This is a genomic window from Pseudomonas sp. D2002 (genome assembly GCF_013385735.1).
Lineage (GTDB): Bacteria > Pseudomonadota > Gammaproteobacteria > Pseudomonadales > Pseudomonadaceae > Aquipseudomonas.
Map to the genome: position 1 here is coordinate 1 of NZ_JACAPL010000008.1, position 25,919 is coordinate 25,919.

Sequence of the window (25,919 nt, forward strand, 5' to 3'; positions counted from 1 at the left end):
ACAGGGGTTTTGTTTTGGGCGGTCGAAAAGCCAGCGGAAGCGCTGACCATCGCCAACACGCCTTACGGTCTCCAGGCTTACACTCTGACTTTAAATCTACGCAGAGCCCACGCACTCGCCACCCGCATCGATGCCGGTCGCGTACTGATCAACACACTGGCCCACGAACCGCGCGCGCCCTTTGGCGGCTTTAAACACTCAGGCATAGGCCGCGAGTACGGCACGTTCGGTTTCGAGGCCTTATTGGAGCCAAAATCAGTTCTCGTCTGACAAAACAGCATGCCGTTGGGGAAATCGATGCAAAGTGTTTCTGCATTTTTGGTATGGTGCAGCACATTTTCACAAGGATTGATCTTTCATCCGCAGGATGCGGCGTCCACCTTCTTCAACGAGATGCTGTAGAAATGCCTGAACCGATACCGATCAAGGACCACGAAAAAGAAAACCGCCTGGTCAACAAGCGCCTGCTCGCCTGTGCGCTGTTGGTCATCGGCATCACCTGCGCCCTGGTGGGCCGCATGTATTTCCTGCAAGTGGTGCAGTACGACTACCACTCCACGATTTCTGAAAACAACCGCGTCCACGTACTGCCTATTACGCCGACGCGCGGGCTGATCTATGACCGCAACGGCGTGGTGCTGGCCGACAACCGCCCCAGCTACAACCTGACCATCACCCGCGAACGCACCACCGACCTCAAGGGTGAACTGGACGCCATCGTCAGCCTGTTGCACCTGCCCGCCGAAGACCGCGCTGTGTTTGACAAGGCGCTGAAGCAGGCGCGTCATCCTTTCGTGCCTGTGACGTTGTTCTACGAGCTGACCGAAGAACAGATCGCCGTACTGGCGGTTAACGAGTTCCGTCTGCCCGGTGTGGACGTCGAGCCGCAATTCGTCCGGCATTACCCGCTGGGCGCGCACTTCGCCCACTCGATTGGTTATGTCGGTCGCATCAACGAAAAAGAATCCAAAGCCCTCGACTCCGTGGAGTACCGCGGTACGCAGTCCATCGGCAAGACCGGCATCGAGCGTTTCTACGAGTCCGAGCTGCACGGCCACGTGGGCTATGAAGAGGTCGAGACCAACGCCCAGGGGCGCGTATTGCGCGTGCTCAAGCACACCGACCCGATCCCCGGCAAAAACATCGTCCTGAGCCTCGACGTCAAGCTGCAGGAAGCGGCGGAAGAAGCCTTGGGCGACCGGCGTGGTTCGGTGGTCGCCCTCGACCCGCAAACCGGCGAAGTACTGGCGATGGTCAGCAAGCCCAGCTTTGACCCGAATCTGTTCGTCACCGGCATCAGCTTCAAGGAATACGCGGCGCTGCACGATTCCATCGATCGTCCGCTGTTCAACCGCGTGCTGCGTGGGCTCTATGCGCCCGGTTCGACCATCAAGCCGGAAGTCGCCATCGCCGGTCTGGACAGTGGCGTGGTCACCGCGCAAACCCGCGTGTTCGATCCCGGCTACTACCAATTGCCCGATTTTGACCACAAATACCGTAACTGGAACCACAGCGGCGACGGCTGGGTGGACATGGACGCCGCGATCATGCGTTCCAATGACACCTACTTCTACGACCTGGCCCACAAGCTGGGCATCGACAGGCTGCACGACTACCTGGCCGAGTTCGGCCTCGGCCAGAAGGTCTCCCTCGACATGTTCGAAGAGTCAGCCGGCCTGATGCCTTCCCAGGCCTGGAAGCGCGCGACACGGCGCCAGCCGTGGTTCCCGGGCGAAACCGTGATCCTCGGTATCGGACAGGGCTACATGCAAGTCACGCCGTTGCAACTGGCCCAGGCCACTGCGTTGATTGCCAACAAGGGCGTGTGGAACCGGCCGCACCTGGCCAAGACCATCAACGGCGTGCCACCAGTGGATGAAAACCCAATGCCCAACGTAGTCCTCAAAGACCCGCGTGACTGGGAGCAGGTTAACCATGGGATGCAGCTGGTGATGCATGACCCGCGCGGCATCGCCCGGGCAGCGGCGCTTGGCGCGCAATACCGCATCGCCGGCAAGAGTGGTACGGCGCAAGTTGTTGCGATCAAGCAGGGCGAGCGTTACAACCGTAACAAGACCCTGGAACGCCATCGCGACAACGCCTTGTTTGTCGGCTTCGCGCCGGCCGAACACCCGAAAATCGTGATCTCGGTGATGATCGAAAACGGCGAGGCCGGTGGCCGTGTGGCAGGCCCCGTGGTGCGGCAAATCATGGACGCCTGGCTACTCGACCAGGAAGGCCACCTGAAGCCGCAATACGCGACGCCGGCCAAAGCTCCCGGTGACCCGCACGTCTAAATCAGGTCTGCCACTCGTCCCACTGCTCAACGCCCTCATAGGCAAGCCAGGGTACATTGTGGGACGTCCAGATGTGCGCGGTGGGCCGTACGCCCGGATCATCATCCAGCGTCGCCACCCGCACAATCACATGGGGTTGATGCCTACGCTCCGCCATCAGGTGTGAGCCGCAGCGCGAGCAGAAATGCCGGAGCTTGCCCGGTGACGATTCAAACGAGGACAGCAGCGCTTCGCCCTGGGTCCAGCGGAAATGCTCGCGCATCACCCCGGCCGTGGCCACAAACGCGGCGGCATGCACCTTGCGGCAGCTGTCGCAGTGGCAATGGCTGATGGGCATGTCCAGGTTGTCCACTTGGTAGCGCACGGCTTTGCAGAAGCAACTTCCATTCAACGGCTCAGTCATACACGTATTGCCTGATCAAGGAGGGGCTCATCATCGCGCACAACCCAAGGTTGCGCATCGGTCGATGTCGCCTACTGTCAATGGAGGAGGTGACTTATGCACGTATTAGATCGCATCGAACGAAAAGTCCTGCTCAACGCTTCACGTAAACAGGTGTGGGAAGCACTCACTGACGCCGAGCAGTTCGGCAGCTGGTTTGGCATCGCCCTCAAGGGCAAACACTTTGCCGCCGGGGAAACCATCAAGGCTCCGATTACTTATCCTGGCTACGAACACGTGGTGTGGAACGCCAAGATCGAACGCATCCTGCCGCAAACGCTGTTCTCGTTCTGGTGGCACCCTTACGCGGTTGAAGAGGGCGTCGACTACGACACCGAAACACCGACCCTGGTGGAATTCACCATTGAAGACCGTGCGCCGGGCATTCTGCTGCGGGTAGTTGAATCCGGCTTTGACGCGGTGCCCGAAGGCCGACGCCAGAAAGCCTTCAAGATGAACTCCCGCGGTTGGGATGAACAAATGAGCAATATCGAAACCTATCTGGGCCAGGCCCGCCGCGCCTGAGCCGAACGGGCATCTTGCTGATGCCCGCCCTTATTGTTGTCAGCCTTCGTGAGTCAGCGGTGCGCAAATCCGCTGACCCACTGCTTAGTCACGTGTTTAGAAATCCACCGTCGCCGAGAGCTTGGCCACGCGCGGGTCGCCTTGGGTCAGATAGCCGCCCAACGCCGATTCCCAGTACTTGGTATTGGCGACGTTCTCCACCGTCGCGCCCAAGGTCACATCGCGCTGGGCAACCTTGAAGTTGTAGCGTGCGCCCACATCGAAGCGGTTCCAGGTGGGCAGGCTGAGGTTGTTGGCCGGGTCGGCGTACTGGCCGCCAGTGCGCAGCATGCGCCCGTTGACGGTCACGCCTTGCAGGCCCGGTACATCCCAGTCCACGCCGGCGTTAAGCTGGAACGTCGGCACGCCCACGGCGCGGTTGCCGTCGTTGGCGCCGTTCTGGGTGCCGTTGACTTCGGTGTGAATAATCGTCGCGCCGCCCAACAGGCGCAGGCCGGCAATCGGCTCACCGAATACGTTCAGCTCCAAGCCTTTGTTGATTTGCTCACCCAGGAATACAAAGGTCGCACTTTGATCGGCGTTCAGTTGGGAGAAGCCCTGAGTCGGTTGCTCGATTCGGTACACGCCCAAGGTTGCCCCGTAGCTGCCCATATCCAGTTTCACCCCAGCCTCGGTCTGTTTCGAGCGCGCCGGTGCGAAGGTCTGGTTGGCGTTGGTGACCTTGGAGCCGCCAAACGTCGTCGGTGCAGTCGGCCCGGACGCCAGGCCTTCAATGTGGTTGGCGTAGAACGACACATGCTCCCACGGCTTGAACACCAGGCCATACACCGGCGTGGTGATGCCCTTGGCGTAGTTGGCGGTGCGCTCACCGGTTCCGTACGCATAGCCCTGAACCACCAGTTCCTGGCGACGCAGGCCGGCCGTGAACAGCAAGCGGTCATCCATGAAGCCAAAGGTGTCCGACACCGCCGCGCTGCGGGCGAAGGTCTTGGCGGTGATGCCTGGGTCGTTCAGGTCGCTGCCGGAGGTGAAGCCGCCCTTGGCCGGTGCGCTCACGTCCGCCGGGTTGTAGATATTCGTCGGCTGGCTGCCGGACGCGAAGTCAAAGGCGTTGCGGGCCTGGGTCCAGATGCCGGTCAGGCCCAGGTTCAATTTGTGGCTGACCGCGCCGGTCTGGAACTTACCGTTGAGGCCGGCCATCAAGCTGGTGTTGTCTTCCTGGTGCGCGATGTTCGAGCCGCTGACGGTGGCGTTACCGAGTGAGTCGATCAGGGTGACCGACGAATAACGCCCGATCTCGTTGGTGTGCTTGGCGCCGCCGGCGATATAGGCGGTCCAGTTGTCGTTGAGGTCGTACTCGCCACGCAGCATGCCGAAGGTGTCTTCAAGGCTGGTGGTGCCCCAGTTCGGCGCGTAGTTGGTATCGGCCGACGGCGCGCTCGGAAGATGGGTCAACCCGTTGCCGAGCAATACCGTATTGCGCCCGCCGTTGACCTGCTGCTTCTGATACACAAAGTCGCCCGACACGCGCAGCGCATCGCCGCGGTAATCCAGGCCGATGGAAAACAGCTTGGAACGCTGGTTTTCATCATCGATGCCGGTATCGCCTTCGCGCTGGGACAGGTTCACCCGCGCGCCAAAGCGGTTGTCCTCACCAAAACGCTGGCCGATGTCGAGGTGTTCGCCCACGCGGCCATCGTTGCTGATGTCCGTGCTGAAACGGCGCAGCGGCACATCATCGGCGCGCTTGGGTTGCAGGTTCACACCGCCGCCAATCCCTGAACCGCCCGGCGTTACCCCGTTGATAAAGGCGTTGGGGCCCTTGAACACTTCAACCCGCTCCAGCGCGTCGGTGGACATGATCTGGCGCGGCAGGATGCCGTACAGGCCGTTGAACGAAATATCATCGCCATTGAGTGGCAAGCCACGAATCACAAAAGCCTGGGCCTGGTTCGCGTAGCCCGATGCCTGGCGCACGGACGAGTCATTGAGCAGCACATCGCCGACGTTTTCCGCCTGCTGGTCGCGAATCAATTTCTCGGTGTAGGAGGACATGCTGAACGGCACGTCCATGATGTCCTGGTTGCCCAGCACACCCAGTTGCCCGCCGCGTGCGACCTGGCCACCGGCGTAAACCGGCGGTAACGCGTTCGGCGCGGGCGCGTCGGCATTGATGTTGGTGGCACCCAATTCCAGTGTGTTGCCGTCCTGACGGTTATTCGCATCCTGCGGGGTGACTGGGGTTTCAGCATGAGCAGCAAGGCTCACGGAGCAGCAAAGAGCGAGCAGGGTAGGGCGAAACGGCACGCAAAGTCGGGTACGGGAGGGCATGGTCGATCCTGACGGCGAACCGTCAATGGTGAGGAAAAGGGCAACAACGTTGCGCGTCCTCGCTGCGCGGATACGACTCCGGTGCGAATGATAGTGATTGTTATTAATGTTCTGCAACAAATTTGTGAGATTGCGGTCTGCGTGCGCGTTAACGTGCCGCGTTACGCGGATGCCGAGTAGAATCACGCCCTGAAAGCGATTCCTGAGGTGTGGCACGGTGGATTTACAGCAGGGTTTTGTCCTGACCCGGCATTGGCGCGACACGGCAGCGGGCACGGAGGTCAGTTTCTGGCTGGCGACCGACCAAGGCCCCCGGTGCGTGCGCCTACCCGTACAAACTTCGGTGATGTTTATCCCTGAGGCTTACCGCAAGCCGCTGGGCTGGCTGCTCAACGGCGAGCGCGATGTCGAACTGCGCCCGCTGCAACTGTGCGATTTCCACCACCGCCCGGTGCTGGGCCTCTACACTCGCCAGCATCGTCAATTGATGGAGCTGGAAAAGCGCCTGCGCGCCGCCGGTGTCGATGTCTATGAAGGCGACGTACGCCCGCCCGAGCGCTACATGATGGAGCGCTTCATCACTGCCCCGGTGTGGTTCGGCGGCACACCTGACGCCAGCGGCACCTTGATCGACGCGCAGATGAAACCCGCGCCCGACTACCGCCCGCCGCTGAAGCTGGTGTCCCTGGACATCGAGACCACCGCCCAAGGCGATCTCTACTCCATCGCCCTCGAAGGCTGCGGCGAGCGCCAGGTGTACATGCTCGGCCCGCCAAACAAAACCGACGCGGTGGACTTCAAGCTCGATTATTGCGACACCCGCGCGCAACTGCTCGAGCGCCTCAACCAGTGGCTGGCCACCCATGACCCCGATGCGATCATCGGTTGGAACGTGGTGCAGTTCGACCTGCGTGTGCTCCACGAACACGCCCAGCGCCTCAACGTGCCGCTGCTGCTTGGGCGTGGCGGCGAAGCCATGGCCTGGCGCGAACACGGCAGCCGCAATCACTACTTCGCAGCGGCGGCGGGGCGCCTGATTATCGACGGCATCGAAGCCCTGCGTTCGGCGACCTGGAGCTTTGAATCCTTCAGCCTGGAAAACGTCGCGCAAACCCTGCTCGGCGAAGGCAAGGACATCTCCACGCCGTACCAGCGCATGGACGAAATCAACCGCATGTTCGCCGAGGACAAGCCCGCCCTGGCGCGCTACAACCTCAAGGACTGCGAGCTGGTCACGCGGATTTTCGAGAAGACCGAGCTGCTCAAGTTCCTGCTCGAACGCGCCAGCGTCACCGGGCTGCCGGCCGATCGCAACGGCGGCTCCGTAGCGGCGTTCACTCACTTGTACATGCCGCTGATGCACCGCCAGGGCTTTGTCGCGCCGAATCTGGGCGACAAACCACCCCAGGCCAGCCCCGGTGGATTCGTCATGGACTCGCGCCCCGGCCTCTACGAATCGGTGCTGGTGCTCGATTACAAAAGCCTTTACCCGTCGATCATCCGCAGCTTCCTGATCGACCCGGTGGGGCTGATCGAAGGCCTCAAACACCCCGAAGACAGCGAGTCGGTGGAAGGCTTTCGCGGCGCGCGTTTCTCCCGCACCCGGCACTGCCTGCCGTCCATCGTCACGCGCGTTTCCGAGGGCCGCGAAGCCGCCAAGCGCGACCACAACGCGCCGCTGTCCCAGGCCTTGAAAATTATCATGAACGCCTTCTATGGCGTACTCGGCTCCAGCGGTTGCCGCTTCTTCGACACGCGGCTGGCGTCCTCAATCACGATGCGTGGGCACCAGATCATGCGCCAGACCCGCGAGCTGGTGGAGGCCAAGGGGTACGAGGTGATCTACGGCGACACCGACTCCACCTTTGTCTGGCTCGGCAGCGCGCATGCGGCCCAGGACGCCAGCCGCATCGGCCGGGAACTGGTGCAGCACGTCAACGATTGGTGGCGCGCGCATTTGCACAGCGAATACGGCCTGCAAAGCGCCCTGGAGCTGCAATACGAAACCCACTTCAGCCGCTTCCTCATGCCAACCATTCGCGGCGCCGAAGAGGGCAGCAAAAAGCGCTACGCCGGCCTGGTCGTGCACGCCGATGGCCGCGAAGACATGATCTACAAAGGCCTGGAAACCGTGCGCAGCGACTGGTCGCCCCTGGCCCGGCAGTTCCAGCAGGAGCTTTACCAGCGCATCTTCCATCGCCAGCCTCATCAGGACTACGTGCGCGACTACGTGCGCCGCACCTTGAGCGGCGAACTCGACGACCTGCTGATCTACCGCAAACGCCTGCGCCGCCAACTCGACGACTACGAACGCAACGTGCCGCCGCATGTGCGCGCCGCGCGCCTGGCGGATGAATACAACGACCGCCTGGGGCGCCCGCGCCAATACCAGCGTGGCGGCTGGATCAGCTACGTGATCAGCGTCAACGGCCCGGAACCGCTGGAAGTACGCCAGGCGCCCATCGACTACGACCACTATGTGACGCGGCAACTGCAGCCGGTGGCGGACGCGATCCTGCCGTTCGTCAATGATGATTTCGCCACCCTGGTCGGTGGGCAAATGGGCCTGTTCTAAAACGCTTGCTTCGCGCCGATCACAGCCTGCACTCTTGGCCTCTGATGACCACCCGCAGACGGCGCAGCTTTCCATGACCCAGATCACCTTGACCGGCACTCACGTCGAACTTCAACCCTTGCAGCGCGAGCACGCGAGCGCCTTGCTCGACGCCGCCGCCGACGGCGAGCTGTGGAACCTAAAAGTCACCAACGTGCCCGGCCCGGACACTGTCGACAAGTACATCGACACCGCCTTGGCCGGGCGCGATGCAGGCAGCGTGATTCCGTTCACCATCGTGCGCAAAAGCACCGGCCAGGTGGTCGGCAGCACGCGGTTCTGGAAGGTCGACCGGGCCAATCGCAAACTGGAAATCGGCCACACCTGGTTGGCGCAGTCCACGCAAAAATCCGCAATCAACACCGAAGCCAAACTGTTGCTGCTGACCTACGCCTTCGAAGTCCTCGACTGCGTGCGCGTGCAATACACCACCGACGAACTCAACGAAAAATCCCGCGCCGCGATCCTGCGCCTCGGTGCCGTGCAAGAAGGCATCGTGCGCCACGAACGCATCATGCCCGACGGGCGCAAGCGCAACTCGGTGCGCTTCAGCATCATCGATTCGGAATGGCCGCAGGTGAAGGCCAACTTGCAGGCCAAATTGCTGCGATAAGGAGGAAACGCCCATGTACACGCTCTACGGCATTGATGAGTCCGGCTCCTGCATGATCGAAATCGCCCTGCAGCGTTGCGCGGTGCCATGGCGCCGCATCGACGCCAGCTCCTGGGCGGACGGCGAGGGCAGCGAGGCCTTGGCGCGTATCAACCCACTCAAACAAATTCCCACGCTGGTCACGCCCGACGGCCAAGTGCTGACTGAAAGCGCCGCGATCCTGATCCACCTGGGCCTGGAGTTTCCCGCCTCCGATCTACTCGCCGGCAACCGCGCGCAGATCCTGCGTGGGCTGGTGTACATCGCCGCCAATTGCTACTCGGCGATCGGCATCATCGACTACCCGCAACGCTGGCTGGGCCCCGCCGATGAAGCGCTGCAAACCCAACTCACCACCGGCACGCGGCGCTATCTGCACCATGCCTGGGTGGTGTTTGCCCAGCAGTTTGCCGAGCAGTTGTTTGCGCCCACGGGTGTGCCGAATGCACTGGGCATTATGGCCGCGGCGGTGTCGCGCTGGGATGAGGCGCGGGAGGTGTTGAACGACCTGTCGCCAGGCTTTGCCCAGGCGCTGGCGCAGGTGGACGCCGACCCCGTCGTGGCGCCTGTATTTGCTCGGCATTGGCCGGAGTGGGGCGTCTAGTAATGTTTCCGCAATCTAAAGAAACAATCACCGTAGTGCCTGTCCAACCCCTTGCGTAGCAGACTTCCTGACCTACGCTTCTTAACGAGGTGTAGGAATCATCCTTGAAATTGACTGTCGCAGACATGAAACTCAAGAACCCTGCATGGAATTCAAAGGAGGTGCGCATGCTCATCCGGTCGCTGACCCTGGCTACCTTGATGGCTTTTACGGGGCCGCTGTTGGCCGCGGATGATATCAACCCACTCAAGCAGGACTTGAACAAGTCCCGCCCGCTGGTAGTGGTGGAACTTGATTCCGGCAACGAAACATTGGCAACCCTCAAGAAACAGCTGGACGAGCCTGCCAACAAGCAGTCCTTTGAAGAGCGCAATATGGTGTTCTACACCGTGAAGTTCGGCAGCATCGGTGCCGAAGGGGAGAAGTTCGCCAAGGACGCCAAAGACAACAAAAAGCTCACGCCACCTGAAACCAACGCGTTGATCCGCGCCCTCAAGCTGGGCGCCGGCAGCGGCACCAAAGTGATTCTGGTGGGCAAGGACGGCGAGAAGAAACTCGAGAAGACCGTGCCACCGGATACCCTCGACCTGAAGGAATTCTTCAGCGCCATCGACCAGATGCCCATGGCTGAAAAAGAGCTCGCCGCGCCAGCGGAACCGGAGCCTGCCGCCGCTGCGCCAGCCAAGGGCGCCAAGGCTGCCAAGCCCGCCAAAGCCAACAGCAAAGCTGCCGCGCAACCGCTTGATGATTGAAAATACATAACCCCTGTGGGAGCGGGCTTGCTGTGGCGAGCAAGCTTGCTTGCGCTGGGGTGCGAAGCGCCCCCAAAAGCCGGCTCCAGCTGCGCTGTCGAACGGGAGCAAGCTCCCTCGCCACAGCAAGCCCGCTCCCACATTTGGATCTTCAGTGTTCTCAAATCTTGGCCTTGTCTTTAGCCACCTTACGCACCGGAAACGGAAAGTAGAAAAACCGCAAAAACGCCACCCGCTTGATCACTTCCCCGATCAACAACGGCACCACCACCGCGATCACCAGCCCCACACACGCCGCCAGGAAGGGATGCACGCCCAGACGCTCCATCAGGTCGACGCTCTTGTGCTGGATCTCACCATGAAAAATCAACAGGATCAGGGTCGACTGGCCGATGTAGGTCATCACCCGGGTCAGCAACGTCGACACCATCAACACCTGTGCCAGCGCCCAGCAGGCGTAAACCCCGATCACCGCCAGCAGACTGGTCCACAACCAGCTGTCATAACGACGTTGCGCCAGGTCCATGGTGTCCCAAGTGGGAATGAACACAACGGCAAATAGCACCACCGACACCAACAGCGTCAGCCACGAGCCGGCGTGCGTGCGCAGCCAATCGCGCAACAGGTAGCCGACGATGAAGTAAGTGCTGCTGATCAAGGTGATATCCAGGCTGAACGGCAGCCCCGGCAGCACCCAGTTGTGGCCGCCGAGTGTCACTGGCAATTGCCAGAACAACGGCAGCAGCCAAATCCCGAGCAGCAGTTGAGCCGCGATCAGCAGGCCGCTCATCCACAGCGACAGCTTCAGGCGCTGGATCAGCCGCAGCATCACCCAACTGAACAGAATCGACACCCAGAAGTGCGGCAGGAACCACATGGCCTGCCAGGGAATGGTGTCCACCGAGGCATACAGCACGCCGCCAATATCCGGCAGCAGCGGTTGCCCGCGCAACACCGCGCGCACGATCACATACACCAGCATGGTGAAGAAAAACGGTTTGAGCAGGCCGTCGGCCTTGCGTATCGCCATCTCCACAAACGGCTGTTCGGGCTTGAAGAACACCCCCGAGAGGAAAAAGAACAGCGGCAAGATGAATGAGGCGAGGATCGGGTAAAGCAGGTCCGGCGAGGTCGCGACGAACCAGCTGTGGGCGAACACGATCACCAGGATGCCAATGCCTTTGGCGATGTCCATTTGTATCCAACGATGTTTCATCTGACGGTTCCCGATCGATCGTTCATGCCTTGCGCCACGGCTTCAGCCACAGCCCCATGCCCAGCAACACCACGGCGCCTGCCAGGGTGCTCAAACCCAACTGCAGCCACACGCCTTGAATCCGAAACAGCACCAGCGCCGCCAAGCCCATCACCACGGCACTGAGCAGCCATTGCCGCGCCCAGGGCAGGGCTGCGAGCAACTGTTGGCGCTGCATCAGCAGCAGCGCCGTACAGATCACGCCCGCCAGCGCCGCCAACGGAATACCCGCCAGGCCAAACACAAAGGGCAGGGCGCCCAACAACAGCACATTGACCAGGCTGCCGAGCAGTTCGCAACGCAGTGGCTGGCGCGTGTCGCCGGCCGCATAGGCATAGCGTGCGAGCAACGCATTCCAGGCGCCGAACACCAGCGGCACGGCAAACCAGGCCAGCAGCAAGGGCAGCGGCGAATCCGCCGATTGCTTGGGCAGCAGCAACGCCACCAGGCTCGGCGCCGCCGCCACCAGGCCGACACCGGCCGGCAAGGTCAGCACGCTGGCGGTTTCCAGGCCGCGCTTGAGCAGGGCCAGGCGCTCATCGCCCTGACGGCGGCTCATCATGCCCAGCAGCACTTGGTTGAGGCTCATCAGCGCAATCAGCGGCAGGTTCATCAGCTTGCGCGCGAGGTTGACCCAGGTCACTGCGCCTTCACCCAGCAGCGACGCCACCAACCGTTCGATCAACGCCAAGCCCTGGCTGGCGCCATTGCTCAACAGCAGCGGGCCGATGCGCTGGCCGAGTTCGCGCAGCGGCGTGAACGTCAACTGCCAGCGCCACGGCCGCCAACCCTGACGCCAGATCGACGGCAGTAGCGCCAGCGGCATCAACAGGCTGCCGGCCAGACACGCCAGCGCAAGGGCGTGCGGCTGAGTCGCGGTACCCGCCAGCGCGAGATACGTCACCGGCGGCAGGTTGAACAGCAGCGAACCCAACCCCGCCAGCACAAAACGCTCACGGGCCTGCAGCGGGATACTGAACAGCGCATGCAGCATCAGTCCCGGCACGCACCAGGCGACGATTTGCAGGTTACCGCTGGCAAGCGCCGTCGCGCTGGCGGCCAGCCCCGGCCCGAGCAACTGCACCAGCCACGGTGCCAACAGCGTCAGCAACAGGCTGGTGACCAGCGCGATCAGCAGCAGCGCCGGGAACAACACCGCCAGCCAGTCCAAACGCTCGCCGTCCTTGCGCGCCAGGTACAGCGGCAGCGCGGCGGCGCTCAACACGCCACCGGCCAACGACATGCGCAACGCTTCGGGCAAAAACAGCGCGATCAGGAACGCATCACTGCGCTCACCCGCGCCCCAGGCCGCCACCAGCAACCACTCACGGGCAAACCCCAGGCACAGGCCCAGCAGGGTCGCGAGCGTCAGCCAGACGGCGGAGCCGAGCATGATTAAGGCCTTGCGCCGTCAAGCATCGGCTTGCGAAAAGCCACCGCCTTGACCTGCGGCAGGCGCGCCGGAAACAGCCGCCGCGCCTCCAGCACATTGAGGCCGACCATCAGCCAGAACAGCGCCACCATCACCACGGCAAAGCTGAAGTAGTGGTCAAACAGCCCGCTCACCAGGGCCGAGAGAATCCCGGCGGTGGTGCCCAACCACAGCGCGTTGTCCTTGGTCAGGCGGATCGGGCCTTTTTCCGGGCGTGCTTCACGCCACCAGCGCACGGTGACGGCCACAAACAGCAACATGCCGACGATGCCGGTTTTGTAGATGAAGTTCAGCCACAGGTTGGAGATCCCCAGGAAATGGGTGCCCGGCACCGGCGGGTCGACCTTGAAGCCGATGCCGAACGGGTACGCCGCCACGGCTTGCGGGAACATGCGGTATTCGTCGAAGCGCACTTCGGTACTGGCGTTGTCCGAGGAAAAAATCGTCGCCAGGCGGTCTTGCAACGGTGGGTAGGCCATCACCAGCGCGACGGTCAACGCCGCGCCGATCATCAGCAGCCGCCCGGTGTAGGGCACGCGCCGCGTGGCCATCCAGATCAGCACCAGCGCCAGGCTGACCATCGCCCCCCGGCTACTGGCCAACAACAACGCAGCGGCGCCGAGGCACGCCACGCCCAGGCCCAGCCCGCGCTTCCAGCCTTGCTCGGTCATGCCGTAGCAAAACGCCAACGGCAGCAGCAGCGCCATGATCCCGCCGATGGCATTCGGGTGCATCCACGGCGAGCCCATGCGCGACGACATCGCCTCCAGGCCGAATTTCAACATGTCGAAGTTGCCGTAATTGAACACCGCCAGGATCGGCGCAATGCCGGCCCCGGAACGCGTGCGCACAAACACCGCAATCGACAGCACCAGCATCGCCAAGGTGCCCAGCAGCAGGGCGATCACCAGCGCTTCGCGGTGCTTGTAATCGGTGAGCAACTTGGCGCACAGGAACACCGCCGACAGGCTCAGCAACCAGCGCAGCCAGTTGGCCACGCCGCTGGTGTCGGCGTGGATGGTGACCTGGCCGACAATAAACGGGAACACGCTGAACAGCATCAGCCACAGCAGCATCTGGTCGGTGGGGCGGCGTGCCAGGCGCGGGGTGTCGGGCACGCGCGCCAGAAAGCTGTGCCACAGCACGGCGCCCCAGGTCAGCGCGAGGATGGCTTCGCTCACCGTACTACGAATGCCCAGGTTGACGGTGGAGTAGGGCATGAAGGTCGCGATCCCGGCAAACAGCAGCAGGCCCCAGAGCGGGAAGCGCAGGATGGTCACCGCAGCCGCCAGGCCGATCACTGCGAGGAAGGCCTTGGCCGGTGACAGCAGCAAGGCGAGTGCGCCAAACAACAGGCCGAAGAGGATTGCGACGAGGCTGGCCAGGGAGAATCTCATGTCAATTCCTCGATCAGTTCGGCCAGGCGGTGGCGATAGGCTTGATGGTTGAAACGTTGCGCCCAAAGCCTGCGTTGTTCGGGTGACTCTTCAGTTGGGCGAGCCACCAGGTCGAGCATCAATTGCACCAGCGCCGGGCCGTCGGTGGGCGAAAAACGCGGGGCCGACGGCGGGGTGATTTCATCCAGCGAGGTGCCGCTGGCGACCGCCACCGGCGTGCCGACGCTCAAGGCTTCAATCACCGGCAAACCAAAGCCCTCGGCATACGACGGCTGCCACAGGCGCGCGGCCTGGCGGTACAGCGCGTGCAGTTCGGCATCCGACACGCCGCTCAAGGCGCGAATGCCCGGCAGGCTGCGCTGGGCCTCGGGCAAGTGGTCGAGGCTGCCCACCAGCACTAACTCCGGCACGGCGGCTGACAGGCTGCGCGCCTGCTGCCAGGCGTCCACCAGAAATGGCACGTTCTTGCGCAATTCACGGGTGCCCACCAGCAGCCAGTAGTGCGCGGGCAGGTTGCGCGCGCTGAGGTCCGCCGCCAATTCGATAAACCCGTCCACCTGATTGGGCAGCACCCGAATCTTGCCCGCCGCCTTGGGAAACAACCGCGCGGTTTCATCGGCGCTGTACTGCGAAGGCGTCCACACGCGGTCGGCGCTGTGCACCGCATACGCAATCGACAGCCGATCACTGGTCTTGTAGATCAACGCTTTCAAACGGTTGGCGTGGTAGTTGTTCAGGGTGATTTGGAACAGGTCGTGCAACAACACCACGGTGCGCAAGCCTTTGGGTTTGGGCGGCAGGGGCAGGCCCATATTGAAGGTGCTGATGTACAGGTCGATGTGCTGTTCGCGCAAGGCACGCGGCAAAAAGCCCGCTTCAAAACGCAGGCGATTCTGCGGCTGGTGCATCGCGGTTTTTGCGCAGCCCCAGGCCGGGCACTGTGCCTGCAAGCGGGTTTCGTCACCCAGGGGCGCCACGGTAAAGCGCGTCAGCTCTACATCCGGCAGGGTGCGCAGAGCATTTTCCAGCGCGTACACCTGGCGGCTGATCCCCGATTGTGGCGAGGTGCCGACGGTGCGGTAATCCAGGCCTACACGCATGCGGGCTCCTTTTGATTGAGCGGCGCGAGCATCGCATACACCTTTTCCAGCTGGCTGGCGGCGACACTCCAGTCATGGGCACGGCGCACGTACGCGCGACCGGCTTCGCCCATGGGCGCGGCAGCTTCGGGAAATTGCAGCAGGCGCACCACGGCATCCGCCAGGCTGGCGGCGCTTTGCCCGCCGAGGTAATCCAGGCCTTCAACCAGGTCCAGGCCGGAGACGCCTTGCTCGGTACTCGCCAGGGGCAGCCCGGCGGCCAGCGCTTCGAGGACTTTCAACTTGGAGCCGCCGCCATGGCGCAACGGCGCCAGGAACACCGAACAGCTCGATTGCAGGTTCAACAGGTTCGGCACAAACCCTTGCCACTCGATGCGCGGGTCTTGCCAGCGTTCACGCCAACTGGCGGGCATGCCAAAGCCGCACACGCTCATGCGTGCGTCGGGGCAGCGTTCCCAGACTTTGGGCAGGATTTCATCCAGGGCCCACTCGATGGCGTCGACATTGGGCGCGTATTCATAGTTGCCGAGGAACAGCACACGGCGGGTCGACGGGTCCGGATGGGCGGCGGCGAAGTGATCGCAATCCACGCCGTTGACCACCACCGGCACCGGTTTACCGGCAATTTTGGCCAGCACTTGCGCGTCACTGTCGGTGACTGCCACCACCTGCGCCGCCTGGCGCATCACGCGGTGTTCCCAGCGCGTGTAGCGCCACTGATCGTAGCGAATGAACGGCAGCGCCCAGCGGGGCAGGCGATCGTAGGTGGCCGCACCGAGCGCCGATTCAACGTTGTGTTCGGTCAACACAAACGGCTGGGATTTGCGCGCCAGCGCATCTTCGTACGGCTGGAACGTGTAGCTGTGTTCGATCTGCACCACGTCCCAATGTTCTTTGAGCAATTGATTGAAGGTGTCCTGCAGCGCGCCCGACAGGCCGTTGACGCTGGCCAGCAGCGGGTAGGGCGCAAACAGCCCGGCCACCAGGGTTTTCAGGCTGCGCAGCGGGCGGCGCGGCAGGATGATCAACTGCTCAAGAAAGGCTTCCAGCACCTGGCGATCGGTCAGCGACACCGGGTGTTTGTCATGCAGCAGCAAGGTGATGCGATGCCCACGCGCGGCCAGGCTGCGCAGCAGATGGAACTGGCGCGTCTTGCCGCCGCTGGTGGCGGGCCAGGGCGAATAGGGCAGGATCCATAAAATGCGCATGGCGGGCTTCAATCCCATAACAGAATTTGCAGGTTCGACTTGACCGGCACGGTCAACCCATCGCTGCCGCTGACCGGGGTTTGTGTACCGCGCAGCGGGTCGTACAGGGTGGCGCTGGTCAGGCCCGGCAAATGCGCGTTGCCGCCTTCGGCCGACCAGAAGAACCACAATTTGTGACCGTCGGCACGGGTCCAGCCGATGCTGAACAGGCCGTCCGGCAATTGGTCGGCGCTGGGCGGGTCGCCGGGGGTGAGTTGCGGCCCACTGACGTCGAGGAAGTTTTTCAGCGCGGTGTAGACCGGCTTGGGGTTGGCGTCGATGTCGAGCAAGCCGTAGAACTGGTCACGCACGCTGGCGCGCTGGTCGAGGTCGCTCAAGGTGAACAGGAAGATTTTGTCGTAATCCATCGCGCTCATCAGGGCCACGCGGCGCACCACGTAATCGGCCTGGCCCTGCAGGGTGATGAGGTCCTGGGCGTCTTTTGGCCCCGGGTAGGTTGACCAGCCCCACTCGGTGCTCCACAGCGTTTGCACGCCGCCGCTGCGCAGGGCCTGGTTGAGGGCGGTGGTCTTGGCAATAAAGTCCAGGTTGGAAGGGTCGTTGCCCTCGGGCAGTTGGGTGTAAGGGTGGTAGGAAATGGTGGTGTTCAGGCTGGCCACGCCGAGGGCGCCCAGGGCGTCGAACATGGTCTGGCCATTCGGCATTTCGCTGAAAAAGGCCATGCCGGCCGCCACCACCGGTTTGTTCGGGTCCACCGCGCGCAGTGCGCCGGCGGTGGCAGTCAGCAGGTTGGCATAGCCGGCCGGGTCGGCCACCGGGCGCCAGAAGCCGAGCAGGTTAGGTTCGTTCCACACCTGCCAGGCGTTGACGCTGGGGTAGCGTTGCGACAACAGCGCCATGCGGTTGGCGAACACGTTCGGGTCCTTGGGCGGGTACTGGTCCTGATACGGCGCACCGGCCGGCGCCGTGGTCGCGAAGGGTGCCGAGCCGACCAGGTAGAACACGGATTTGAGCTGGTTGGTTTGCAGGTTGCCGACCAACTGATCGAGTGTGGCGATCTGGTACTGGTTCTGCGCAGGCTCCAGCTGATCCCAATGCAAATCCAGGCGCACCCATTCCAGGCCCAGGGCCTTGAGGCGGTTGATCTGCAGTTGATACAGGCTGGGGCTGAACCACAGGAACTGCGCGTTCACACCGAGGAAATCCTTCCACACCACCACCTTGTTGCCCTTGAGCACATGGCTCTCGGCGTCGGCCTGGCGCCCCCACATGAAGGCCGTCAGGCCGAGCGCAGCCACCACCGCAAGCGTGGCGAGGTAGGTCCGTTTACGCGCCATAGGAAGCTCCTGCAATCGCCTGTTCAAAGAGCTGCTTGAACTTTTGCGCGGTCAACGGCCACAGACGTTCACGGCCAATTTCCCCGGCGCGCTCGGCCCAATCCCGGGCCAGCAGCGGGGTGCGTGCCAGGCGCAGCAGTTGTGCGCTCAAGGCCGCCACGTCGCCTTGCGGATAGATCGCGCCATTGCCGCTGGCAACCTCTTCGGCAAACGCACGCGCATCCGAAGTGATCGCCCCGCGCCCGCACGCAGCGGCCCAGGACAGCGCGCCGCTGGTGCCACGCTGGCGTCCCAGCAGGCCAAGTTTTTTCGATTCGCGGTACGGCAGCACCATCACATGGTGTGCCTGGATCGTCTGGGCAATCTCGCTGGCCGGCAGGTTCAGCCGCCAGTCGATCACGCCCGCCAGGCCGAGTTCGGCGATTTGAGTGTTCAACTGCTCCAGATAATTGCCGCCCGCGCCAAAGGCCATTTCGGCAGCCGTGCCACCGGCCAGGGTCAGGCGCACGCGGTCACGCAATTCGGGGGCTTGTTTGAAGACGTCGGCCAGGGCCTGTAACAGGTCTTCAATGCCTTTGCCGCGGTAGATAAATCCGAAATACAGCAGGTGCAACGTGTCCAGCGCCGGTAACGGCGCCGGAGCAATGGCCAGGTTGGCGTGGTTGATCACCGCCACTTTGCCAGCCGGCAATTGCATGCGCTGGCTGAGGCACTCGGCACCCAGGCGGGTGAGGGTGATCAGCCGCGTCAGGCCCTGGGCGACGTGGCGTTCTTCACGCAAGGTCAGTGGGTCTGCCAACACCACCGCTGCCTGGGGCAGCGGGCTGGGCAAGCGTTCCAGCAGGTTCAGCGGAAAGGGCAGGTGCTCGCGCCGCCAGACCATGCGTTCGGGGTCATGCACGGTGGCCGTCAACGGCAGCGTGGGGTGCGCGGTGCGCAATTCGCGCAGCGCCAGGAATTCCCCCAGGCGCCCGCCACCCAGCTCGGCGTGGACCAGGTCCACGCGCTGCCAGTCGAATCGGGCGATTGCCTGCCGGATCGCTTCGGTGCTGCCGTCCACGCCACTCAACGGTGTCGCCACCGTCACGCCCAGCTGCTCCAAGGCCGTCTTGAAATGGTTCGCGTAGTCGGCGATGCCATTTTTTTCCGGTGGCAATGGGGCGAGCAGGGCGATGCGCATCAGAACGCCCCCCGGTACTTGGCGATGGTCCTGAGCACCTTGGCCGGCACTTCGAATTTGCGGCGGTTGATGATGATGCCGTCCACTTTGCCGAACGCGGTGTTGAGGATCGACAGCGCGTGTTCCACCACCGGCACCGTGCTTTTCTGCGCTTCTACCACCAGGCCGATCAGGTCCGCGCGGCGCAGGGTGATGAACGCATCACGGTTATCCAGCAGCGCCGAGGCGTCCAGCAGCACCACTTCGCCAGGTTCGGCGATGGCCACTCCGCCCACGCGCACATTGATGCCGTTCTCCTGCAGCAACTGGCGCAGTTGCTCCACCACAAAGGTCACGCCTTCGCCGTGGCGTGCCGAGGTCAGCCCGAGGGTCAGGCCCTGCTCGGCAATCCGCTTGGGCTGCAGCAAGCTGTACAGCCGGTAGATGCTCGCATTGAACGCGTTGGTACTTTGCGCGGTGCTGGTGTCCAGCTCCGGCAAGGTGGTCCACAGCGGCAGGCCGAACTTGCGCTCCACCAGGCCACCGTCGTGAATACGCTGGTCGAGCAGGTAGCACAGGTAGATCACCAGCAAGCCGACGACGATTGCAAACGGGATCGCCAACACCAGCATCACCAGGGTTTTCGGGAAGATGCGGCCTGGGTTCAGGGTGGCTTCTTCGATCACGGCGATGTTGCTGATCTGGCTGTTATCCAGCTCGCGGTCGATGCGCGATTTTTCCAGGTTGTCGACATACAACGCGTAGTTGCGCTCGGTGGCACTCAGCTCGCGGGAAAGGCGTGCCAACTCCGGTTCAATCTCCAAGGCTTGCTTGCGCTGCGCTTCGAGGTTGACCAGTTGTTTCTGCTGCTGCACCAGCTGGGTACGCAGCGCCTGGTTGTTGCTCGATTCATCCAGCAGCACGCGCTGCAAATGGATTTCCAGGGTGTTCGGCGCACGGTTTTCCGAGGCTTGCACGGTATTGCTCTCATTCGCCACCTGGGCTTGCATCGCCCGAATCGACGCGTCCAGGGCTTTGACCGGCGGCGCGTTGTCCGTGTAGGTGCGCATCATGTCGGCTTTTTCCAGCAGCTTCTGGTTGAGCAGGCGACGCAAATCCTGCTGCTGCGGGTTCAGCGCAATCTGGCGAACCGTGGTCACTTCCTTGGGCTGGCTCTTGAGCTGGGTGCGCGTGCTGTCGATGGCGCTGTCGGAGGAGGCGATCAGCCGGGTGGTATTGAAGGTCTCGCCGCGCAGCACGTTGATGCGCTCGGACAAGTCCTCCAAGCGATCGGTAATGCTCGCCGCACCAATCTCATTCAGGTGCGTGAGGATCTGCTGCTTGTAGCTCTTGATCTCGTTGGCGCTGGTGTTGACCTGGCCTTCGTAGAAAGCGTACAGGCTCTTGCGCCCCAAGGCCTGGGTGCGTTCGGCGATGTAGGTCTCGACCCAATCCTTGACCACCGCCTGGGCAATTTCCGGGTCGCCCCACTTGAAGCTGATGTCCATCACCGTGGAGCCCGCGGCGTGGCTGACCTCGAAGCTCTTCTCCAGGCTGGCGGCGAGACGCTCCACCGGCGTGGTTTTTTCGACAATGCCAACGGTTTCCAGCACCACGCGAATACCGTCGAACACCGCGCCTATGCCGGCCTTGATGTAGTGCTTGGTGCGCTTCCAGAAGCCTTCCGGCGGCGGCGCGTTGTCGATCACTTCCAGGTAATGCTCGGCCACCGTGCGCACAATCGGGCGACCGGTCAGCAAGCGTTCCTCATCGACAATCGGGTCGCGCTGGGTGCTGGGCATCACCAGCGCCTGACGGTTGCTGATCTCGATCGGCAAGGTCGAATCGCGCCCTGGCTTGACCAGCAGGCGCGCGGTGGATTCGTACTTGGCCGGCAGCAAAAACGCGCCCAGCAGAATGATCACCAGCGCCGCGATGGCTGCCAGTTTGAACTCGTGCCGGAAGATGAAAAACAGGCGCAGAAGATCACGAAAAGAACGGATCTCGATCATGGGATGTCGCTCCTTTAGTTATTGCCGCCGCTGGTTTTGGTGTAGTTGTAGCCAACCCCAATGGATTTGGTGAACGGGATCAGTTGGTTCAAGTAGGTATCCACCCCTTGGATGCGTTCGCCGACGTTGGATTTGGGCACGAACACCACGTCACCGCGTTGCAGGTGCACCGGTTTACGCCCATTCGGGCCGGGCTTGAGGTACTGGCTGAAATCCAGGAAGTAGGCGTGGTAGGCGCCCTGGGCATCTTCGCGCAGCAGCGCGACCATGCTGGCATTGCCCGACGGGTTCACCCCGCCGGCGCCGACAATCGCTTGTTCCAGGGTGTTGGCCGTGCCCAGCTGCACCGCCGTCGGGTTATTCACCGCGCCGCCGACGATCACCGAGTTACCCGGCGCCTGGTTGATGTTCACCGTTACCCGAGGCTCGCGGTACACCGGCGCGAGCTTGTTGCTCAGCTCGGTGGCGAGGTCCGATGGCTGGCGCCCGGCAACCTGGATCGGCCCCAGGAACGGGTAGTTGATCTTGCCGTCGGTCTGCACCGTGTACAGCGTCAGCTCATAGATGGTGCTGACGTTGAACGCCGACAGCGTCGGCATCTCCCCGGCATCGCGCACGATACGCAACTGGTCGCCGATGCGGATGCGTTCCACCGCCGGCGGCAGCTGTGCAAGCTGGTCGAGGGCGCGCTTGCCGTCTTCCACGGTCTGGTCGTCCGGGGGCACGATGCGAGCCGGCGTATTGCAGGCGGCCAAGGCCATCATGGCCAGGATGAGCACGGTTTTTTTCATACGGGGGGACTTCCTGTTGGTCATGCTGCTCACCTCCAATAACCGGGGAACATGCTGATGCGCCGCTTGAGGGCGATGGGGAGCCGGCGTTCCAGATGGCCCAGCCGATAGCCGAGCAACTTGAACGCGCTGCGCACCAGTACTTCGGGTACGCGGTGCAATGCACCGGCTGCGCGCAATGCCGCGAGCTCAGCCAGTACATAGCGTTTACCTTCACCGCCGGCATCGCCAAAAGCCTGGCGAATCCACGGCTCGCGACCGTAAAACACGCCAATGTCGAAGTAGCGGTGAAACTCATCCATGAGTCGGTAATCGTGGGAGTGGTACACCCGCGCCGACGCGGCGTAGCGCACCTTGTAGCCGTCGAGCAGCATGCGCGCCGCGACGTAGGCGTCTTCGCTGCCGATCACATCGGCGGGGAAACCGCCGACCGCCTGCAACGCGCTGCGTCGGTACACGCTGAAAGAGTCCGAGCTGAAGCAGGTCTTGATCCCCAGCTCCGGCGCATCGGCCAGGCTTTTGCTGCGGCTGTGTTCGGGGTAATTGAAGTGCCGTGATTGCGCGCCCAACACGCCGGCGCCGGGGTGCGGCAGTTGGCGGCCGTAGGCCACGCCGTTGAGCGGGTCCTGCTGCAACTCGTCGAGCAGGTTGGCGAAGGTCTCGGCGTCGGCCGGTATCGCGTCCTGGGTCATCACGATCAGCGCGTCGCCGCTGACTTGCTCACTGGCCCAGCGCCGCGTGCCGCCGTGGTTGAAATCGCGCGCGTCAATCACCTCGACCCGCGCACCGAAGTCGCGAAAGCGCGCCACGGTGTCGTCGCTGGAGGCGCTGTCGACCACCAGCATCTCGTCCGGTTGCACGGTCTGCATGCTCAGTGCGGGCAGCAACCGCGCCAGGTGGCTGGACGCGTTGCGGGTCGGGATGATCAACGAGGTCCGCATATCACTTTTTCACTTCTGCGGCGGGCGCACGCCCGTAGATGTCATCAAAGCGCACAATGTCGTCTTCGCCCAGGTACTCGCCGCTCTGTACCTCGATCATCACCAGGTCGATGATGCCGGGGTTGGTCAGGCGGTGCTTGTGCCCGGCCGGGATGTAGGTGGACTCGTTGGCATTGATCAGGAATTCGCGATCGCCATTGGTGATCTGCGCCGCGCCGCTGACCACCACCCAGTGCTCGCTGCGATGGTGGTGCATCTGCAACGACAGCGAGGCCTGGGGCTTGACCACGATGCGCTTGATCTTGAAGCGGCTGCTTTCCTCCAGCACCGTATAGGTGCCCCACGGCCGGGTAACGGTCCGGTGCAGGCTGAATGCCGGATGGTCCTGGCGCTTGAGCTCGGCGACGATGTAACGCACATCCTGGCTGCGGTGGGCGTCGGCGATCAGCAGGGCGTCGGGGGTGTCGACGATGATCAGGTCGCGCACGCCGACGGCGCCGAGCACGCGTTTGGGCGAGTCGATGTAGCAGTTATGCACGTCATGCAAAATCGCTTCGCCATTCACCTGGTTGCCCTGCGCGTCGCTGGGCGTGAGCTGGCGCAGCGCTTCCCAGGAACCGATGTCGCTCCAGCCGATGTCGCAGGGCACCACCGCGACTTGTTTGGATTTTTCCATCAAGGCTACGTCGATGGAAATATCCGGCGCGGCACCGAAGCCTTCGGCGCTCAATTCGCGCTGGCGTGAGGTTTTATTCTGCAGGGCCTGGCTGTGCTCCAAGGCGGCTTTTGCGGCGGCCAATACATCGGGGGCGTGGGCGGCGAGTTCGTCGACCAGGGTGCTGGCCTTGAAGCAGAACATGCCGGCGTTCCACAGGTGTTTGCCGCCGTCCAGGTAGCCTTGTGCGGTGCCCAGGTCGGGTTTCTCGACAAAGCGTTTGACCCGGTTGCCGGTGCCCAGCGCTTCGCCTTTTTCGATATAGCCGAAGCCGGTTTCGGGGTGGTCGGGCTGGATGCCGAAGGTCACCAGGTAGCCGGCTTCGGCGAGGTCGCGGGCTTGGGTGACGGCGGCGGCGAACGCGTCTTCGTCGCTGATCAAGTGGTCGGCCGGCAACACCAGCAACTGCGCCTGATCGCCGAAATGTTCCTGCACATGCAGCGCCGCGACCGCGATGGCCGCTGCGGTGTTGCGCCCGAACGGTTCCAGCAGCAGGTCCAGCGGCAGGTGCGCCTTGTTGACCACGCGGTAGTCATCCAGGGTGCGAAACAGCAGGTCGCGGTTGGTCACCGTGAGCACGCTTTCCACGCCCGGCAAGCGCGCGGCGCGTTGGAAGGTCTTTTGCAGAAGGCTCTGGCCGTCACGCATGCGCATGAAGGGCTTGGGCATGTTCTGCCGCGACACCGGCCACAGCCGTGTGCCCGAACCGCCGGAAATGATGCAGGGAATCAATCCGTTAAGGGTATTCATCAATAGACCTCCTTAGTGGAGAGGACGGCCGGGACCGTCATGAAGACGATGTACAGGTCAAACCACACCGACCACTTCGAGATGTATTCCAGGTCGTACTCGACGCGCTTCTGGATCTTGAACAGGGTGTCGGTCTCGCCACGGTAGCCGTTGATCTGCGCCCAGCCGGTGATGCCCGGCTTGACCCGATGCCGCGAGCTGTATTCGCTCACCGCCACTTCAAACGGGATGCCCGCCGCCTTGGTCGCCGTGGCGTGAGGGCGCGGGCCGACCATGGACATGTTGCCCAGCAGCACGTTGAACAGCTGCGGCAACTCGTCGATGCTGGTTTTGCGGATGATGCGGCCCACACGCGTGATGCGTGGGTCTTTGCGGGTGGTTTGTTGCTCGGCGGTGAAGTCGCTCTGATCGGTGAACATCGAGCGGAACTTGAACACGCGGATTTCGTTGTCGTTGTAGCCATAACGGTTCTGGCGAAACAGCACCGGGCCTTTGGAGTCGAGCTTGATCGCAATCGCCGTCACCAGCATCACCGGGGACAGCGCCACGAGCGCCAGGCTGGCCAACAGGAAATCCTCACAGCGCTTGATCACCGGCGACCACCCACGCAGCGGCAACTGCGAGGTGTTGAACATCAAAATGCCGCCCACGTCGGTGATGCGGCTGTGGCCGTAGCGCAGGGCGGCCATGTCCGGCACCAGCATCACGTTCACCGACATCTGGCGCAGGCGGTTGACCAGCCCGTGGATGCGTTGCTCGGCCGCCCACGGCAGGCAGATCATGACTTGGTTGACCTGCTCGGCGCGGATCAGCTTTTCCAGGTCACGGGTATTGCCCAGCAAGGGCAGGTTGCTCAGTTCCTTGGGAATGCGCTCGGTGCGGTCGTCGATAAAACCGATCAGGCCGGAGCGGATATCACCATTGCGTTGCAGGTGGTCGGCGACATGCACGGCGGTGTCGGTGAAGCCCAGGATCACCGTGCGTTGCAGGTATTTGCCCTTGCGCATCAGGTTGCGGTACAGGCGCAGCATCACCAGGCGCTCAAGGCAGAACAGGCCGAGACTGGCGAAGTACCAGGCCACCAGGTTACGCGGGGTCAATTGCGGGAAAAACTGCAGGATCTGGTACATGAACAGCAAAATGCAGAACGCCGCCGACCAGGCAACTATCTTGGCGCGCAGGCGCAGGCGGTTGCTGAACAGCTCTTCGGAATAGATGCCCAGGGCCTGGAACAGAATAATGGTCAGCACCGCGAAAAACAGCAGCAGGCCGAGAAAGTGGGAGCGCAGCTCAGGGGCCAGTGGGTCGAGGAACAACACCAGCACCAGAGGCGGCAAAATGGCAGTCAGGCCATGGATCAACTTGACGAAAACTACAAAGAATTCAACAAAACCGGCGCGGGTCAGAAACAGGCTGTCGACTGACGACTTTTCTCGCATAAAAACATCCCTCATTGCACTCCAGACTTACTGTTCTGCCTGCTTAAGTAGTGGGCAAGATGAACGACGGCTACTCTGGGTAAAACGCAACTGTCCCTTCAGTTGGAACTATCCAAATGAAGGCGTTTGCGGGGGCAGTGACTTAAGGAGTGTTCCTTTGAATTGC

General features: G+C 62.7%; 21 protein-coding genes. 7 read left to right on the forward strand and 14 right to left on the reverse strand.

Annotation, left to right across the window (positions count from 1 at the left end):
- Positions 1–270 (forward strand): aldehyde dehydrogenase family protein (locus HX783_RS16600; RefSeq protein WP_177017587.1); only part of this gene is annotated, 270 nt, incomplete at its 5' end.
- 134 nt (positions 271–404) lie between these two features.
- Entirely contained in the window at positions 405–2,297 is a 1,893-nt protein-coding gene (gene mrdA / locus HX783_RS16605; RefSeq protein WP_177017588.1) for a penicillin-binding protein 2, read from the forward strand.
- 1 nt (position 2,298) lies between these two features.
- Here mrdA and HX783_RS16610 read toward each other — a convergent pair whose 3' ends face one another.
- Positions 2,299–2,700 carry a GFA family protein gene (locus HX783_RS16610; RefSeq protein ID WP_177017589.1) on the reverse strand — a complete coding sequence of 134 codons (402 nt, stop codon included), beginning with the start codon at positions 2,698–2,700 and terminating at the stop codon, positions 2,299–2,301.
- Between the two features lie 96 nt (positions 2,701–2,796).
- Between HX783_RS16610 and HX783_RS16615 the strand changes: the two genes are divergently transcribed.
- Entirely contained in the window at positions 2,797–3,264 is a 468-nt protein-coding gene (locus HX783_RS16615; protein ID WP_177017590.1) for an SRPBCC family protein, read from the forward strand.
- A gap of 96 nt (positions 3,265–3,360) precedes the next feature.
- Here the strand turns inward: HX783_RS16615 and HX783_RS16620 are convergent, their stop codons facing one another.
- Positions 3,361–5,595 carry a TonB-dependent siderophore receptor gene (locus tag HX783_RS16620; RefSeq protein ID WP_177017591.1) on the reverse strand — a complete coding sequence of 745 codons (2,235 nt, stop codon included), beginning with the start codon at positions 5,593–5,595 and terminating at the stop codon, positions 3,361–3,363.
- Positions 5,596–5,812: 217 nt separating this feature from the next.
- On the opposite strand from HX783_RS16620, the gene HX783_RS16625 reads away from it, so the two are divergent.
- From HX783_RS16625 to HX783_RS16640, 4 genes are all read left to right on the forward strand, one after another.
- Positions 5,813–8,170: a DNA polymerase II gene (locus HX783_RS16625; RefSeq protein WP_159955210.1), complete on the forward strand. Its 2,358-nt coding sequence runs from the start codon at positions 5,813–5,815 to the stop codon at positions 8,168–8,170.
- Positions 8,171–8,243: 73 nt separating this feature from the next.
- Entirely contained in the window at positions 8,244–8,822 is a 579-nt protein-coding gene (locus tag HX783_RS16630) for a GNAT family N-acetyltransferase (protein ID WP_177017592.1), read from the forward strand.
- 13 nt (positions 8,823–8,835) lie between these two features.
- On the forward strand, positions 8,836–9,465 hold the full coding sequence (locus HX783_RS16635) for a glutathione S-transferase N-terminal domain-containing protein (RefSeq protein ID WP_177017593.1): 630 nt from the start codon (positions 8,836–8,838) through the stop codon (positions 9,463–9,465).
- A 167-nt stretch (positions 9,466–9,632) separates the two neighbouring features.
- The gene (locus HX783_RS16640) at positions 9,633–10,217 is read left to right on the forward strand and encodes a DUF4174 domain-containing protein (RefSeq protein ID WP_177017594.1); all 585 of its coding nucleotides are present in this window, start codon (positions 9,633–9,635) and stop codon (positions 10,215–10,217) included.
- A gap of 160 nt (positions 10,218–10,377) precedes the next feature.
- Here the strand turns inward: HX783_RS16640 and HX783_RS16645 are convergent, their stop codons facing one another.
- Genes HX783_RS16645 through HX783_RS16700 form a run of 12 tightly spaced genes read right to left on the reverse strand, consistent with a single transcriptional unit; the run spans position 10,378 to position 25,753 of the window.
- Positions 10,378–11,433 (reverse strand): acyltransferase family protein, encoded by a 1,056-nt coding sequence (locus tag HX783_RS16645; RefSeq protein ID WP_177017595.1) that lies wholly within the window; start codon positions 11,431–11,433, stop codon positions 10,378–10,380.
- Between the two features lie 22 nt (positions 11,434–11,455).
- Entirely contained in the window at positions 11,456–12,865 is a 1,410-nt protein-coding gene (murJ, locus tag HX783_RS16650; RefSeq protein WP_177017596.1) for a murein biosynthesis integral membrane protein MurJ, read from the reverse strand.
- Between the two features lie 2 nt (positions 12,866–12,867).
- Positions 12,868–14,301 (reverse strand): O-antigen ligase, encoded by a 1,434-nt coding sequence (locus HX783_RS16655; RefSeq protein WP_177017597.1) that lies wholly within the window; start codon positions 14,299–14,301, stop codon positions 12,868–12,870.
- Positions 14,298–15,401, reverse strand: a complete 1,104-nt coding sequence (locus HX783_RS16660) for a glycosyltransferase family 1 protein (protein ID WP_177017598.1) — start codon at positions 15,399–15,401, stop codon at positions 14,298–14,300. The genes HX783_RS16655 and HX783_RS16660 overlap by 4 nt, the downstream gene beginning before the upstream one ends.
- Positions 15,392–16,609 carry a glycosyltransferase family 4 protein gene (locus HX783_RS16665; RefSeq protein ID WP_159955218.1) on the reverse strand — a complete coding sequence of 406 codons (1,218 nt, stop codon included), beginning with the start codon at positions 16,607–16,609 and terminating at the stop codon, positions 15,392–15,394. Before HX783_RS16665 ends, HX783_RS16660 begins: the two co-directional genes overlap by 10 nt.
- Before the next feature lie 8 nt (positions 16,610–16,617).
- The gene (locus HX783_RS16670) at positions 16,618–17,946 is read right to left on the reverse strand and encodes a cellulase family glycosylhydrolase (protein WP_177017599.1); all 1,329 of its coding nucleotides are present in this window, start codon (positions 17,944–17,946) and stop codon (positions 16,618–16,620) included.
- The gene (locus tag HX783_RS16675; RefSeq protein ID WP_177017600.1) at positions 17,936–19,126 is read right to left on the reverse strand and encodes a glycosyltransferase; all 1,191 of its coding nucleotides are present in this window, start codon (positions 19,124–19,126) and stop codon (positions 17,936–17,938) included. The genes HX783_RS16670 and HX783_RS16675 overlap by 11 nt, the downstream gene beginning before the upstream one ends.
- Positions 19,126–21,117: an exopolysaccharide transport family protein gene (locus tag HX783_RS16680; protein ID WP_177017601.1), complete on the reverse strand. Its 1,992-nt coding sequence runs from the start codon at positions 21,115–21,117 to the stop codon at positions 19,126–19,128. Before HX783_RS16680 ends, HX783_RS16675 begins: the two co-directional genes overlap by 1 nt.
- A gap of 14 nt (positions 21,118–21,131) precedes the next feature.
- Entirely contained in the window at positions 21,132–21,908 is a 777-nt protein-coding gene (locus HX783_RS16685) for a polysaccharide biosynthesis/export family protein (protein ID WP_177017602.1), read from the reverse strand.
- Positions 21,909–21,937: 29 nt separating this feature from the next.
- Positions 21,938–22,849 (reverse strand): glycosyltransferase family 2 protein, encoded by a 912-nt coding sequence (locus HX783_RS16690; RefSeq protein ID WP_177017603.1) that lies wholly within the window; start codon positions 22,847–22,849, stop codon positions 21,938–21,940.
- Position 22,850: 1 nt separating this feature from the next.
- The gene (locus HX783_RS16695) at positions 22,851–24,314 is read right to left on the reverse strand and encodes a mannose-1-phosphate guanylyltransferase/mannose-6-phosphate isomerase (RefSeq protein ID WP_177017604.1); all 1,464 of its coding nucleotides are present in this window, start codon (positions 24,312–24,314) and stop codon (positions 22,851–22,853) included.
- Positions 24,314–25,753 (reverse strand): undecaprenyl-phosphate glucose phosphotransferase, encoded by a 1,440-nt coding sequence (locus HX783_RS16700; RefSeq protein ID WP_177017605.1) that lies wholly within the window; start codon positions 25,751–25,753, stop codon positions 24,314–24,316. The genes HX783_RS16695 and HX783_RS16700 overlap by 1 nt, the downstream gene beginning before the upstream one ends.
- Between the last annotated feature and the right edge of the window lie 166 nt (positions 25,754–25,919).

Bases quoted from the DNA above. Each gene is read 5' to 3' on its own strand.
- mrdA (WP_177017588.1), top strand. From the start codon at position 405: ATGCCTGAACCGATACCGATCAAGGACCACGAAAAAGAAAACCGCCTG.
- HX783_RS16610 (WP_177017589.1), bottom strand. From the start codon at position 2,700: ATGACTGAGCCGTTGAATGGAAGTTGCTTCTGCAAAGCCGTGCGCTAC.
- HX783_RS16615 (WP_177017590.1), top strand. From the start codon at position 2,797: ATGCACGTATTAGATCGCATCGAACGAAAAGTCCTGCTCAACGCTTCA.
- HX783_RS16620 (WP_177017591.1), bottom strand. From the start codon at position 5,595: ATGCCCTCCCGTACCCGACTTTGCGTGCCGTTTCGCCCTACCCTGCTC.
- HX783_RS16630 (WP_177017592.1), top strand. From the start codon at position 8,244: ATGACCCAGATCACCTTGACCGGCACTCACGTCGAACTTCAACCCTTG.
- HX783_RS16635 (WP_177017593.1), top strand. From the start codon at position 8,836: ATGTACACGCTCTACGGCATTGATGAGTCCGGCTCCTGCATGATCGAA.
- HX783_RS16640 (WP_177017594.1), top strand. From the start codon at position 9,633: ATGCTCATCCGGTCGCTGACCCTGGCTACCTTGATGGCTTTTACGGGG.
- HX783_RS16645 (WP_177017595.1), bottom strand. From the start codon at position 11,433: ATGAAACATCGTTGGATACAAATGGACATCGCCAAAGGCATTGGCATC.
- murJ (WP_177017596.1), bottom strand. From the start codon at position 12,865: ATGCTCGGCTCCGCCGTCTGGCTGACGCTCGCGACCCTGCTGGGCCTG.
- HX783_RS16655 (WP_177017597.1), bottom strand. From the start codon at position 14,301: ATGAGATTCTCCCTGGCCAGCCTCGTCGCAATCCTCTTCGGCCTGTTG.
- HX783_RS16660 (WP_177017598.1), bottom strand. From the start codon at position 15,401: ATGCGTGTAGGCCTGGATTACCGCACCGTCGGCACCTCGCCACAATCG.
- HX783_RS16665 (WP_159955218.1), bottom strand. From the start codon at position 16,609: ATGCGCATTTTATGGATCCTGCCCTATTCGCCCTGGCCCGCCACCAGC.
- HX783_RS16670 (WP_177017599.1), bottom strand. From the start codon at position 17,946: ATGGCGCGTAAACGGACCTACCTCGCCACGCTTGCGGTGGTGGCTGCG.
- HX783_RS16675 (WP_177017600.1), bottom strand. From the start codon at position 19,126: ATGCGCATCGCCCTGCTCGCCCCATTGCCACCGGAAAAAAATGGCATC.
- HX783_RS16680 (WP_177017601.1), bottom strand. From the start codon at position 21,117: ATGATCGAGATCCGTTCTTTTCGTGATCTTCTGCGCCTGTTTTTCATC.
- HX783_RS16685 (WP_177017602.1), bottom strand. From the start codon at position 21,908: ATGAAAAAAACCGTGCTCATCCTGGCCATGATGGCCTTGGCCGCCTGC.
- HX783_RS16690 (WP_177017603.1), bottom strand. From the start codon at position 22,849: ATGCGGACCTCGTTGATCATCCCGACCCGCAACGCGTCCAGCCACCTG.
- HX783_RS16695 (WP_177017604.1), bottom strand. From the start codon at position 24,314: ATGAATACCCTTAACGGATTGATTCCCTGCATCATTTCCGGCGGTTCG.
- HX783_RS16700 (WP_177017605.1), bottom strand. From the start codon at position 25,753: ATGCGAGAAAAGTCGTCAGTCGACAGCCTGTTTCTGACCCGCGCCGGT.